The sequence below is a fragment of the Vibrio sp. 10N.222.49.A3 genome (assembly GCF_041475145.1).
Lineage (GTDB): Bacteria > Pseudomonadota > Gammaproteobacteria > Enterobacterales > Vibrionaceae > Vibrio > Vibrio tasmaniensis_A.
This window is the reverse complement of record NZ_JBFRVM010000220.1, coordinates 1-13,290: the sequence shown is the minus strand read 5'-3', so window position 1 is coordinate 13,290 and position 13,290 is coordinate 1. Positions and strand designations below refer to the sequence as shown.

13 protein-coding genes are annotated in these 13,290 nt (G+C 45.7%); 3 read left to right on the top strand and 10 right to left on the bottom strand.

Going from position 1 to position 13,290, the window contains the following annotated elements; all coding sequences use genetic code 11:
- Positions 1-55: 55 nt before the first annotated feature.
- The 3 genes from AB4589_RS23465 to glpX form a co-directional block, all read right to left on the bottom strand.
- On the bottom strand, positions 56-403 hold the full coding sequence (locus AB4589_RS23465; RefSeq protein ID WP_009848874.1) for a DUF3135 domain-containing protein: 348 nt from the start codon (positions 401-403) through the stop codon (positions 56-58).
- A gap of 136 nt (positions 404-539) precedes the next feature.
- On the bottom strand, positions 540-1,166 hold the full coding sequence (locus AB4589_RS23460) for a metalloregulator ArsR/SmtB family transcription factor (protein WP_009848875.1): 627 nt from the start codon (positions 1,164-1,166) through the stop codon (positions 540-542).
- Positions 1,167-1,366: 200 nt separating this feature from the next.
- Positions 1,367-2,374 (bottom strand): class II fructose-bisphosphatase, encoded by a 1,008-nt coding sequence (gene glpX / locus AB4589_RS23455; RefSeq protein ID WP_009848876.1) that lies wholly within the window; start codon positions 2,372-2,374, stop codon positions 1,367-1,369.
- 324 nt (positions 2,375-2,698) lie between these two features.
- On the opposite strand from glpX, the gene zapB reads away from it, so the two are divergent.
- Positions 2,699-2,941 (top strand): cell division protein ZapB, encoded by a 243-nt coding sequence (zapB, locus tag AB4589_RS23450; protein WP_009848877.1) that lies wholly within the window; start codon positions 2,699-2,701, stop codon positions 2,939-2,941.
- Positions 2,942-3,050: 109 nt separating this feature from the next.
- On the opposite strand, the gene rraA is transcribed toward zapB, so the two are convergent.
- The 7 genes from rraA to priA form a co-directional block, all read right to left on the bottom strand.
- Complete coding sequence (gene rraA / locus AB4589_RS23445) at positions 3,051-3,569, bottom strand: ribonuclease E activity regulator RraA (RefSeq protein ID WP_009848878.1); 519 nt, start codon at positions 3,567-3,569, stop codon at positions 3,051-3,053.
- 73 nt (positions 3,570-3,642) lie between these two features.
- The gene (locus tag AB4589_RS23440; RefSeq protein WP_017101499.1) at positions 3,643-4,560 is read right to left on the bottom strand and encodes a 1,4-dihydroxy-2-naphthoate polyprenyltransferase; all 918 of its coding nucleotides are present in this window, start codon (positions 4,558-4,560) and stop codon (positions 3,643-3,645) included.
- A 155-nt stretch (positions 4,561-4,715) separates the two neighbouring features.
- Entirely contained in the window at positions 4,716-6,056 is a 1,341-nt protein-coding gene (hslU, locus tag AB4589_RS23435; RefSeq protein WP_372101797.1) for an HslU--HslV peptidase ATPase subunit, read from the bottom strand.
- A 58-nt stretch (positions 6,057-6,114) separates the two neighbouring features.
- Positions 6,115-6,663 carry an ATP-dependent protease subunit HslV gene (gene hslV / locus AB4589_RS23430; protein WP_004729692.1) on the bottom strand — a complete coding sequence of 183 codons (549 nt, stop codon included), beginning with the start codon at positions 6,661-6,663 and terminating at the stop codon, positions 6,115-6,117.
- Between the two features lie 238 nt (positions 6,664-6,901).
- Positions 6,902-7,441 carry an SPOR domain-containing protein gene (locus AB4589_RS23425; protein ID WP_009848881.1) on the bottom strand — a complete coding sequence of 180 codons (540 nt, stop codon included), beginning with the start codon at positions 7,439-7,441 and terminating at the stop codon, positions 6,902-6,904.
- A 122-nt stretch (positions 7,442-7,563) separates the two neighbouring features.
- Complete coding sequence (gene cytR / locus AB4589_RS23420) at positions 7,564-8,568, bottom strand: DNA-binding transcriptional regulator CytR (RefSeq protein ID WP_009848882.1); 1,005 nt, start codon at positions 8,566-8,568, stop codon at positions 7,564-7,566.
- A 240-nt stretch (positions 8,569-8,808) separates the two neighbouring features.
- The gene (gene priA, locus AB4589_RS23415; RefSeq protein WP_017101498.1) at positions 8,809-11,010 is read right to left on the bottom strand and encodes a primosomal protein N'; all 2,202 of its coding nucleotides are present in this window, start codon (positions 11,008-11,010) and stop codon (positions 8,809-8,811) included.
- 330 nt (positions 11,011-11,340) lie between these two features.
- On the opposite strand from priA, the gene rpmE reads away from it, so the two are divergent.
- Entirely contained in the window at positions 11,341-11,559 is a 219-nt protein-coding gene (rpmE, locus tag AB4589_RS23410) for a 50S ribosomal protein L31 (protein WP_009848884.1), read from the top strand.
- Positions 11,560-11,890: 331 nt separating this feature from the next.
- Positions 11,891-13,180, top strand: a complete 1,290-nt coding sequence (locus tag AB4589_RS23405) for a malic enzyme-like NAD(P)-binding protein (protein ID WP_009848885.1) — start codon at positions 11,891-11,893, stop codon at positions 13,178-13,180.
- Positions 13,181-13,290 lie beyond the last annotated feature (110 nt).

Here is a 13,290-nt window from a genome sequence, read left to right as displayed (position 1 = left end):
GTGAACGGCATTAGAGCATTGCGCTCCCTTTTTTCTTTTTGATACTTTTCTACTTTTAGTACATTTTGGGTTCTGTATTCGGCCTGAAAGGCACGACATTTTCAGTTTTAGGTTCTTCAAAACTACAGCGACCTTCGAGTGAATCTTGGAATTTACAGACCTGACAACGAAGCTCCTGCATGAGCACGACATTAACATGATGTGGATTTTTACAGCGACCGACCACCAAATCGATGTGACTTTGCTGAGCGCGTAGCCTGTCTTGCATAGTTTCCGAGGCCGAACAAATCATCTGCTCGCACATTTCGTGTTTGAATTGATTGAATGCTTTCGGATCGCTTTTGGCGAGTTGGACCAGTTCATCAAAGGGGGGCAGTTTTTGATTTGGCTGTGGCTGTGCCATGATTCCTTCCTTAGCATTAAGCGTGTTTCATATGCTTTAAGCTTAAGAAATAAATTTGTACAAATTTTAATCTATTCTCATTTTCTCAATATTGAGACGGAATCGGTGGGTTGGGACTAGCCCTTAGCACTTGGTATTACGATAAAGGCGTGGGCGTTAAGGTATAAGTACAGCGTCTCTCGCCGGCAATAATGTGTTCAGTGCGGCTTACATGACACTCATTTTTGAGCAGTTCAGTGAAAACATTGAGCTCAGATTGGCATAGGCTAGGGCAGCGAGTTGCTGCTTTACAGATGGGGCAGTGGTTCTCAATTAAGATGTAGTGCTCATCATGCTCTTGAAGTTCAGCCATGTAGCCTTCGTCTTCACGAAGCTGTGTGAGTTTTTCAAGCTTACTCATGAGCGAATCACAGCCAGACAGTGCAGATTGATACTGCTTCAGAGTGTGTTGTTCTCGCTCGGCAGCAACCTTAGCCAACCCTTCTTGACCAAATAGATTTTCTACGGCATCAATTACTTGAATAGTGAGTTCACCGTGTCGGTCTGAAAATTGGCTATGGCCTTGTTGAGTCAGGGACCAGTGGCGAGTCGGGCGACCCACTTTTACTTTCACATCATGAAACGCAAGAATACCGTCATCTTCCAGACTTTGCAGATGTTGCCTTGCACCCATTGTCGTCATGCCAAATTCTTCTGACAGTTGTTTCGCGGTTACCGCGCCTTGACGCTTAATGGTCTGTAAGATTTTGTCGCTTGTTTTCATACTATCCCTACCTCATCAACCTTACTATTATGAGGCAAGGTGTTTATAAAGCAAACCATTTACTATATTGATGGGGATTTACTATATAGACAGCGTTTTACTCTAGCGACAGCAAATGGTGAGATTCTGGTGCACTAATAAAACAAAAGGCTGATACTTGGTATCAGCCTTGGAACGTTTCTGTTAGAGCTAGTTTAGGTCTACAGGATGTGACCGATTACTTCTGGGTCTTTACGCTCTAGGTAGTGGATAGATTTGATGCGGCGAATCGTACGACAGCGACCACGGATAAGCAGAGTTTCTGTGGTTGCGATATTGCCTGTGCGAGTGATGCCCTCTAGAAGATCACCCTTAGTAATACCTGTTGCCGAGAATACAACATTATCGCTGCGTGCCATGTCTTCCATTTTCAAGACGATGCCTGCCGTTACGCCCATTTCTGCACAACGCTCTAGTTCAAGCTCACCGTGCTTGCGGTTCTCTTCTGTATCGCCTTTTACTTCATGACGAGGAAGAAGACGAGCGTGCATGTCACCGTCGAGTGCGCGAATAACAGCAGCAGAAACGACACCTTCAGGCGCGCCGCCGATGCAGTACATTACGTCTACTTCGCTGTCTGGCATACACGTTAGGATAGAAGCAGCAACATCACCGTCTGGTACAGCAAATACACGAACGCCCATGGCTTGCATGTCGGCAATGACTTGATCGTGACGAGGCTTAGCCAGTGTGGTTACTACTAGCGTATCGAGTGTTTTACCTAATGCTTTCGCGATGTTTTCTAGGTTTTCTGTTAGTGGCAGCTCTAGGTCAATTACGCCTTTAGCGCCAGGGCCAACAACCAATTTTTCCATGTACATGTCAGGCGCTTTAAGGAAGCTGCCTTTTTCGCCTGCAGCCAATACCGCCAATGCATTTGATTGACCCATAGCTGTCATGCGAGTCCCTTCAATTGGGTCTACGGCGATATCGACAGCATCGCCGCCCACACCGACGTTTTCACCGATATATAGCATAGGTGCATCATCGATTTCACCTTCGCCGATAACAATCTCACCGCTAATTTCGGTTTTGTTTAGTAGGCTACGCATTACTTCTACAGCAGCGCCATCTGCAGCGTTTTTATCGCCACGACCAAGCCACTTGTAACCAGCTAGTGCTGCACCTTCTGTGACACGAGAGAATGACATTGCTAAATCGCGTTTCATGCGGACTCCAAAATTATCAAAGGGGGAATAGAAATTTCGCGGCGAATTTTACCATATCCCAAAGGAAACGTTTGCTTTTTTGTTTTTTGGAGATTGCTCTCGATCAATTCGCAGTGGAAAACAGTTATTATTCATCAAAATAATCGGTTTGCCCTTGTGGCGGTAATCACTCACGTCAATATTCGGTAAAAAGCGCTGTTTTTTTCATCGAATGGCGCAAAATATCGAATATATTGAGTGTTTATCCTTGCTCTGCTGAGTAGAATGGGGAAATAAGTGGAGTGAACCTTCACCATCAAACGGATAACTTAAAGGTAGGCCAGAATGTCTTTTGAAGTACTAGAGCAGCTAGAAGCAAAAATTCAAACAGCAGTAGATACAATTGCACTTCTTCAAATGGAAGTGGAAGAGCTTAAAGAAGAGAAACAAGCACTAGCAACAGAAGCTGGTGAGCTTAAAGCAAGCCGTCACGAGCTAGAGCAAAAAACTCAGCAAATGCAGGAAGAGCATTCAGCATGGCAAGATCGCATCCGTAACCTTCTTGGTAAAATGGATGACGTAGAGTAATCGACTCTTCAGATTTAAAAAAACGCCCGCTACTCAGTAGCGGGCGTTTTCGTTTGTATTCTTATGCTTTGTGTTCTTTGGCTTGTTTTATTATTTGAAGCTGAGTGAGTTACTCGGCCTCTTCTTCTTCAACATCCAGATCGAGTTCTACATCCAAAGGCTCTGCCGAAAGAATAATGCCAGTGTTGTCTGCATAGAGGTAATCTTCCGGTAAGAAGGTCACGCTGCCAAAGTTCACAGGTACATCCAATTCGCCGACACCTTCTTGGCTTGCACCCACAGGAATAGAGGCTAAAGCCTGAATACCAAGATTCATGTCTTCTAACTCATCGACTTCGCGTACGCAGCCGTAAACCACAATACCTTCCCACTCATTGTCTTCAGCAAGTAGGGCAATCTCAGCATCGATCAGCGCTTTACGCAGTGAGCCGCCACCATCGATTAACAACACACGCCCCAAACCATCTTGTTCTAATACGGAGCGAATTAAAGCATTGTCTTCAAAACACTTTAATGTCGTGATCTGTCCTGCGAAGGATGCACGTCCACCGAAGTTGCTGAACATTGGCTCCACGACATCAACTTGATCCAAATATATGTCGCACAGTGCTGAAGTGTTGTATTCCATTAGTATACCTTTTGAACAATGAGCTTACTTTGAGTATATCGGTGCTTGATCCCTTTGCAATGATTAGTCTCATTTAACTCAATAGAGTTTGAGCTACGACAACCCCTGCAAACAATAGGTTAGTGACCAGTGAGCATTTCACTATCACTGGCATCATTGGTGCAATCTGCGCTGGTTTTTCGGTTTCCCAAACGGCCTTGCCATGTTTGTAAACAATAACAATGCTTAGTAAAAACGGCAGGCTGATCCAGACCGGTTTTTCTTGAATCAGTAGGTAGATAGCGAAAGAGGCAAGGGCGAGCCCAAGCAGTGCAAAATGATAGTGTTTGGCTTTGCGCTGCCCTAGGCGAACCGCCATGGTGCGTTTGCCACATTCGCTGTCGTTTTCGATATCACGCATGTTGTTGATATTGAGTACCGCAACCGCCATCAAGCCGCAGCCCAATGCCGGAAGGAATAGGCTTGGTTCAACATGGCCAGTGTGTAAGAAATAAGTCCCTGAAACGCCTAACAAACCGAAGAAGATAAATACCGATAAGTCGCCAAGGCCAATATAACCATAAGGTTTATTGCCGACGGTGTAAGCGATGGCTGCAACAATGGCTAATACGCCCAACGCAATGAAAGATAAGATACTCTCAATCGAGGTTAAGGCATGAAAGATAAGAATCAGCCCAGCGAGCATGGTAAATACGATGTTGAGGATGATCGCTTGCTTCATGGTTTTCGCGGTCACCGCGCCAGATTGCATTGCACGTGTTGGCCCTAGACGGTTTTCGTTGTCTGTGCCTTTTACCGCGTCGCCATAGTCATTGGCTAAGTTCGACAGAATCTGTAATAGAGTGGCGGTTAAAAAAGCCAATAGTGCGATTGATAAAGAAAAATGACCGCCAGCGAACGCTAAACTACTTCCTGTAAGAATAGAGACAAGTGCGAGAGGCAGAGTTTTTGGGCGTGCGGCATCAAGCCAAATCAGTAGAGATTGTTTCATCGTAGGTCTAATTCTTTGTAAGTCTTCGTTTCATACTGTGATTTGAGTATACGCCCATTTTTCGGGTAATAAAAAGCCCACTCGAAAGTGGGCCTTGAATTCGCTTATTAGCTGCTATTTCTTTGAGATAGAGCAATAAGTTGGAGTTTGGTGTGCTACAGGATGAAGCGGCTTAGGTCTTCGTCTTCTACGAGCTCGCCAAGCTTAGATATTACGTAAGCTTCATCAATCACCAATTTGCTGCCTGCTCGGTCTGTTGCGTCGAATGAAATCTCATCCATTAGGCGTTCCATGACTGTGTGCAGACGACGCGCACCGATGTTTTCTGTGGTTTCGTTCACACGCCATGCTGCATCAGCAATTTGGTTGATGCCATCTTCAGTGAACTCAATGCCGACATCTTCTGTTTTCATCAGGGCAATGTACTGCTCTGTCAGTGATGCCTTTGGCTCAGTAAGAATACGTTTGAAATCATGTGCTGATAGTGCTTCAAGTTCAACACGGATTGGCAGGCGACCTTGCAATTCAGGGATCAGGTCTGATGGCTTAGCCACTTGGAATGCACCTGAAGTGATAAACAAGATGTGGTCAGTTTTAACCATACCGTGCTTAGTTGATACTGTGCTGCCTTCGATAAGAGGGAGCAGGTCACGTTGAACACCTTCACGAGATACGTCTGGGCCAGAGCTGTCGCCACGCTTACAGATTTTGTCGATCTCATCGATGAATACGATGCCGTTGTTTTCAGCGTTGAAGATCGCGCTCTCTTTTAGCTCTTCCTGGTTCACAAGCTTCGCAGCTTCTTCTTCTGTTAGTGCTTTGAATGCGTCTTTGATTTTCATCTTACGCTTTTTCTTGGTGTCGCCAGCGAGATTTTGGAACATGCCTTGTAGCTGGTTAGTCATCTCTTCCATGCCTGGAGGTGACATGATTTCAACACCCATTTGTGGCGCCGCTACATCAACTTCAATCTCTTTGTCGTCTAGCTTACCTTCACGCAGTTTCTTGCGGAAAACCTGGCGAGTGTTTGAAGAGGTTGTGTCTTCAGTTGATTGCTCGTTCTGACCCCAAGCATCACGCGCTGGTGGTAGAAGGGCATCAAGAATACGTTCTTCAGCTTGTTCTTCAGCGCGGTATTGTACTTTTTCCATCGCTTGTTGATGTGTCATCTTAATCGCAACGTCCGTTAGATCACGGATGATGGTTTCAACTTCTTTACCTACGTAGCCCACTTCAGTGAACTTAGTCGCTTCTACCTTGATGAAAGGCGCATTAGCGAGTTTAGCTAGACGGCGAGCAATTTCAGTTTTACCGACACCGGTTGGGCCGATCATCAGGATGTTTTTTGGTGATACTTCAACACGCAGACTTTCTTCAAGCTGCATACGACGCCAGCGGTTACGAAGGGCGATAGCCACTGAGCGCTTAGCGTTGTCTTGGCCGATAATGTGGCGATTGAGTTCGTGAACAATTTCGCGAGGAGTCATCTCAGACATGGTTTTTCCTTAATTCTTTAATCACTGTTGAATACAACGTTATTGATGGAAGCGGTCGTTACTCTGGCTTTGGCAGTTCAACGGTGCTTTCTAGTTCTTCAATAGTGTGGTGATGGTTGGTGAATACACAGATATCGCCCGCAATGTTCAGCGACTTTTCTGCGATTTCACGCGCATCTAAATCTGTATTTTCTAATAGTGCAGTGGCTGCTGCTTGAGCGAAGTTACCGCCCGAACCGATCGCAATCAGGTCGTTTTCTGGTTGAACGACGTCACCGTTACCTGTGATGATCAATGAAGCAGTTTCATCCGCTACTGCTAGCAGTGCTTCTAATTTACGTAGAGCACGGTCGCTACGCCAATCCTTCGCCAGCTCAACGGCAGCTTTGGTTAGGTGGCCTTGGTGCATTTGCAGCTTGCTTTCAAATTTTTCGAATAGCGTGAAAGCATCTGCCGTACCGCCAGCAAAACCGGCCAGTACTTTGTTGTTGTATAGGCGACGTACTTTACGGGCATTGCCCTTCATTACGGTGTTGCCTAGAGATACTTGTCCATCACCCGCGATGACGACTTTATTATTACGACGTACAGATACAATGGTAGTCACGAGTAGGGCCTCTTAATATTTCTTATCTTTGGGTATAAAAAGTATATGAGGATGGTGCTCGGATAATTCAAGGAAGGTCGAGTGATGTCGCGCAACTTATCGGCGGAAGTTGTAAGGAAATTTGGCTAAAGGGTGTAGATAAAAGAAAACCTCCACAATGGGAGGCTTTCGGTGTTTGGTTTTTCTGCTTCTGCTTCTGCTTCTGCTTCTGCTTCTGCTTCTGCGGCTAAATCTATAACTACTCGGTGTCTTTCCAAATAGCACAAGGTTCGATTTTCGCTCGCTGTAGTTTATGGCGATCTCGCTCTGCATCACGCTTCAATTTATATGGCCCTAGAACCACACGGTACCAGCTACTTCCATCCTTTTTACGGATTGAACTCGAGATACCTTGGAAAGCAATATCCAACTTACGTGCTTCAGCTTGGCTTGAGGTTTTGTACGCGCCACATTGCATTATGTAAGGGATCTTCGAGATCTGTTGCTCTTTGGCTTTTACTTCAATCTCACGACTTGGCAAGGTTTCAACGTAATCCCACTTCTCCTCTGGAGGTGGCGGAATTACTTTTGCTGGTTTCGGCTTAGGCTTTGGTTTGGTTACCACTGGAGTCGGTGCTGGCGGCTCAGGATCATTACTCAATAGGTAAAGGCCGTAACCAAAACCACCGGCAAGGAGGATCGCCAAAAGACCACTACGCCATGGTTTACGGCGAGGGGCTTGTTTCTTGGTCGGTTTTTTTGTGCCACGACCGCGCTTTACATAATCTCTATTAGCCACAAGACAATTCAATAGTTGCTGATTCTGCTCTCATGGTAATCCAGATTGAGCGAGGATAACAGTGCAGAAATGGAAGCGGCACATCAAAATGTGCCGCAGAATTATAAGGATATTTCTTCAGATTAGATTCGAGGCGGCGCTGTACTACCTCGAACGACTAATTTGGCTTCAAGCAGACGCGACCCCGCTTGTACATCGTTGCCTTTAAGTACGTCGAGCATCATCAACATTGCTTGGCGTCCAATCTCATAACGAGGCTGAGAAATAGTGGTTAGCGGTGGATCGCAGTATTGAGCGAATTGGATGTCATCAAAGCCGACAATCGATAGGTCTTGAGGAACGCGTAAGCCTAATTTTTTCGCTTCTTGAATCGCGCCGATGGCCATCGCATCGTTATGACAGAAGATCGCTGTAGGTTGTTCAGGAAGAGCGAGTAATTGACGAACAGCTTGAGCGCCCGCTTCAAAGGTAAAGTCACCGACAGTGCTGTAGGCAGGATTCATTGATACTCCTGCACGACGTAGCGCTTGTTGGTAACCTTGTTGGCGGAATTTACACAGCGTTGCCGATATGGGCCCTGAGATTTGAGCGATACGTTTATGGCCTAACTGAGCTAGGTAGTTCACCGCTTCAAATGCTGAGGTCAGGTTATCGATGTGTACGGTAGGGAGTTCAAGCTCTGGGGCAAACTCACACGCCATCACCATCGGCGGTAAATTTTTTTGTTCAGGCTTACTGACATCAAACGGGTGGTCGGTGCCAAGTAGTAGCATGCCGTCAGCTTGTTTGGTGAATACTAAGTTAACAAATGAAGACTCACGCTTCTTCTGTTGGCCGCTATCACCCAGTAAAACGAGGTAGTCATTTTCTACTGCGGCATCTTCGATACCACGAATGATCTCTGCGAAATACGGGTCACAGATATCAGGAACAATAGTGATGATGGTTTTTGATTCGTTGCGACGTAAGTTTCTAGCTAATGTATTGGGTGAGTATCCAGCTTCAAGTACTGCTGTCTCAACTCGCTTACGAGTAGAAACCGAGACTTTTTCAGGGTTCATCAATGCACGTGATACCGTAGCTGTTGAAACGCCTGCTAGCTGGGCAACATCCTTCATTGTCGCCATAAATTAAACCCTCTTTTTAATTCCTTTGCTGCCTAAGTATCTAAGGCATGAATAATAAATATAATCGAATAGATATTGTGAAAGTGTTGCTAACACTTTTTTTATTGCAATATTTTATTCGTTTCACCCATGTAAAGTTACGGCTAGATTAACAAAAATCACATGACTAGTGTGAAGTTGCTCACGAGAAATATGAAATATTTGTGAACAAACTTATCATTAGTTTTAACCCAAGTGGGTTTAGCTCAGATCTTGCGGCTCAATATCGAGTGACCAACGGACTTTTTTCGCAGCGGGTAACATATTGATTGCTGGCTTGGCGCTCATTAATAGCTTTTGCATCAACGAGCGAGTCTGTGTTTGTAAAATAAGCTGCCAGCGCGATTTACCTGCTCGTTTGGCTAGTGGTGCAGGGGTTGGTCCTAGCACCATGCAATATTGGTCAAATAACGGATGCGATTCCAATGTGTGGCGCACTTGACGCAAAAACTCTTCCACTAAGCGAGTGTCATTGGCTTCCGCTCTAAACAAAGTCATGAAGGTATAAGGTGGCAACATCGCTTGTTTACGCTCTGCCAATGCAGTCTGAGCAAAGTGGTTGTAGTTTTTGTGCAGTAATGCCTGTAATAAGCCGTGTTCTGGATGGTGAGTTTGTAAGATAACTTCCCCCGGCTTACTGGCTCGTCCTGCTCGACCGGCGACTTGAGTAAACAATTGGGCCAATCGCTCAGAGGCGCGGAAGTCACTGCTATATAAAGAGGCATCAACGTCCAGCAACGCCACAAGTGTGACATCTGGGAAGTGGTGCCCTTTAGCAAGCATCTGTGTACCAATCAGAATTTGGTATTCACCTTTACGAATCGATTCTAACGCGCTTTCTAAACTGCCTTTGCGGCGAGTGCTGTCTCGGTCAATACGGATGGTTTTGTATTCAGGGAATAGCTGACCAAGTTGGGTTTCAAGTTGCTCTGTACCCACACCCACTGTTACTAAATTCGCTGAACCACAACCTTGGCAATGATGCACGATATGCTGCTGCGAGCCACAGTGGTGGCAGCGCATCTCATTGCTGTATTGATGATAGGTGTAGTAGGCATCACAACGCTTACATTCCGCTGTCCAACCACAATCGTGACACATTAATGCGGGAGAAAACCCACGACGATTGAGGAACAACATCACTTGGTTGCCTGCTTTGAGGTGTCTTTGCATTTCAGCAATCAACGACGCAGACAAGCCACTTTCTAGATATTCACCTTTAACGTCCAACACTTTATTGGTGGTCGGCAGCGCGACACCTGCACGAGAGGTCAGGGTGAGGTAACTGTATTTACCGATCTGAGCGTTGTGCAGCGTTTCAAAGGCCGGAGTCGCCGAGCCTAGCACAACCGGAATCTGCGCTTTATGAGCACGCATGATGGCAACATCACGAGCGTGGTAGCGTAGGCTATCTTGCTGCTTATAAGAGGCGTCGTGCTCTTCATCGACAATAATAATGCCCAGATCCGCGAACGGTGTGAACAGAGCTGAACGAGTACCGATCACAATGCCCGCTATTTTATCACGCGCCGATAACCAAGCATTTAGTCGCTCAGAATCGTTTAAACCAGAATGGATAACCTCAACTGGAACATTAAAGCGTCGCTTAAAGCGGTTAATCGTTTGAGGGGTTAGACCGATCTCGGGCACTAACACTAACGCTTGTTTACCTTGGTCGAGAATCGGCTTGATCATATTCAGGTAGACTTCGGTCTTACCTGAGCCAGTTACACCCTCTAGCAAGAAGCAACCAAAGTCGGTTTGACTATTTACTGTCGCTATTGCTATAGCCTGTTCTTCATTGAGTTTTGGCTTATCTTGATCGTTTTCGAGCTCAACTGGCCACGGTTGGCGCTTCGGCTTTTTCTCTACTGATTCAACCCAGCCTTTCTCTTCCAACGTCTTAAGTACCGCGCTGCCCACTTCTTCATCAATGAATTCTTGATGGGGAACTGGGCCGTGCTCAAGCATGTGCATTACTTTGGCTTGTTTGACGGCACGGCCAAAGCCCTGCATCAGTTGATCTCTACCTGATGGGGTCAGTTGCCATTCAACAAGCGTCGCGAAATCGGCCGCTTTGCCCTTTCGTAAGGCGCTTGGTAGTGCGTTGGCCAAGGTTTCACCTAGTGGATACTGATAGAACTGGCTGCACCATACCAAGAGTGAGTAGACCGATTCCGGCCAAACGGGTTGGTTGTCTAGTAAGGCTTTGATGGGCTTGAGTTTGTCTAACTCGAATTCAGATTCGTTAACCAGAGCCGTAACAATGCCTGTTAAGGTTTGTCGTCCAAAAGGCACAGAGACTCGACCGCCAATAATCGGAAATAGGTGGCTAGGAATCTTGTAATCGAACTGCTTGTCGAGTGGAACAGGCAGTGCCACACGGGCAATCATTGGACGCATAAAGGGACGGCTTTATCTGAATTGACGAGAGCGAACAGTCTAATGGATAAGGGCGTTAAATTCGAGGAGCAGTTTAGATGACAGAGCTTACTTGAGGCTTGAATGCTACTGGAGCCAGAAAATAACGCTTAATAGAAGGTTTAAGGACAGTGTTGGTGAAAAATGTATCAAATCAGTTGATCCTACCTCACAGATTCATTACTATACTGCGCCTTAAAGGTATGGCTTTATCGCGGTCTAGTGATGCAGCGGTGTCTTTATTTATTTTTTAACTACGTGTGGTGTCCGGCTTAGAATCGGATGGCGACGCGGCCTAATTGAGGTTTTCCCATGAAAGTTGGTATCCACCCAGAATACAAAGCAGTTTCTGCAACTTGTTCTTGCGGCAACACATTTGAGTTCAACTCAACGCTAGCAAAAGAATCAATCCACCTAGACGTATGTGACAAATGTCACCCGTTCTACACTGGTAAGCAACGTATCGTAGATACAGGCGGCCGTGTTGATCGCTTCAACAAGCGTTTCGGTGCTCTTTCTAGCAAGAAGTAATTCTCGCTATTTAGACATAAAAAGGACACTTCGGTGTCCTTTTTTGTTGCCTGAAATTTGAAAAAATACTGAATCGTATTTCATTATTAGGTCATTTAAAGTGGTAGGTTACTGGCGTAAATTTTATTTCATCGCTTACCCCAACACTCCTTCCTCGAAATTCGCTCTAAAGTTGAGCTAGCGACAGTAATTTCAACTGCCCACTGGTCTTATTAGTAGTGAAATCTCGTTTTTTAATGATACAGATGCTTCAACCACCTAGGAACTTTGAAGTACATCCATTAACATGAACAAGATCCCCCAAATAATAATATCCTAGGAACCTACACCTATGTCTGAAGACAGCCGCCAAGATCAATCCCCTCAAGAATTATCGCCTCAAGAACAATTCCGTCAGCAAGCTCTTGATTATCATGAGTTCCCAATTCCAGGCAAAATTGCCGTAGAACTGACGAAGCCTGCAAACTCTGCAGAAGACCTAGCACTGGCATACAGCCCTGGCGTAGCTGAGCCTGTTCGCGAGATCGCACAGAATGTCGATAACGTTTATAAGTACACAGGTAAAGGCAACATGGTTGCAGTTATCTCTAACGGTACTGCAATTCTTGGCTTAGGTAATCTTGGTCCTATTGCTTCTAAACCAGTTATGGAAGGTAAAGCGCTCCTGTTTAAGCGTTTTGCTGGTTTAGATTCTATTGATATTGAAGTAAAACACCGCACAATCGATGAGTTCGTTGATACGGTTGCGAATATCGCAGATACATTTGGTGGTATTAACCTAGAAGACATCAAAGCACCAGACTGTTTTGAAATCGAGCGTCGCCTGATTGAGCGTTGTGATGTACCTGTTTTCCATGATGATCAACACGGTACTGCGATTGTAACGGCAGCGGGTATGCTTAACGCGATCGAGCTTCAAGGTAAGAAACTGGAAGAGTGTAAGATCGTTTGTTTAGGTGCTGGCGCAGCAGCGGTTGCTTGTATGGAGCTACTGATTAAGTGTGGCGCTCAGCGTGAGAAGATCTACATGCTTGACCGTAAAGGTGTGATCCACACTCGTCGTGATGACTTGAATGAATACAAAGAGCTGTTCGCAAATAACACCGACAAGCGCACGCTTGAAGATGTTATCGAAGGCGCTGACCTGTTCTTGGGTGTATCGGGTCCTAATCTGCTACCAGCTAAGGCACTTACGCTGATGGCTGATAAGCCTGTTGTGTTTGCATGTTCAAACCCAGATCCAGAGATCAAACCTGAGCTTGCACATGAAGTTCGTTCTGACCTAATCATGGGTACTGGCCGTAGTGATTACCCTAACCAAGTAAACAACGTACTTTGTTTCCCATTCATTTTCCGTGGTGCACTAGACGTGCGTGCGAGCGAAATCAATGACGAAATGAAGCTAGCGGCGGTTAAAGCGATTCGTGAACTAGCAAAAGAAGAAGTTCCAGCTGAAGTACTGGCAGCTGCGGGCGAGACTGCACTGGAGTTCGGTAAGGGTTACATCATTCCTAAGCCAATGGACCCGCGTCTGCTTCCTCGTGTTGCAAAAGCAGTTGCTGAAGCGGCTGTTGAGTCTGGCGTTGCTCGTATTGAGATGCCTGCTAACTATATGGCTTAATGCCTTAGTAGCTCAGTAGCTCAGTAGCTCAGTAGCTTAATAGCTGTTGCTCTATTGAGCGAAAAGAATAATAAAAAACCGACTCATAGGAGTAATGCCGTTCACTTAAG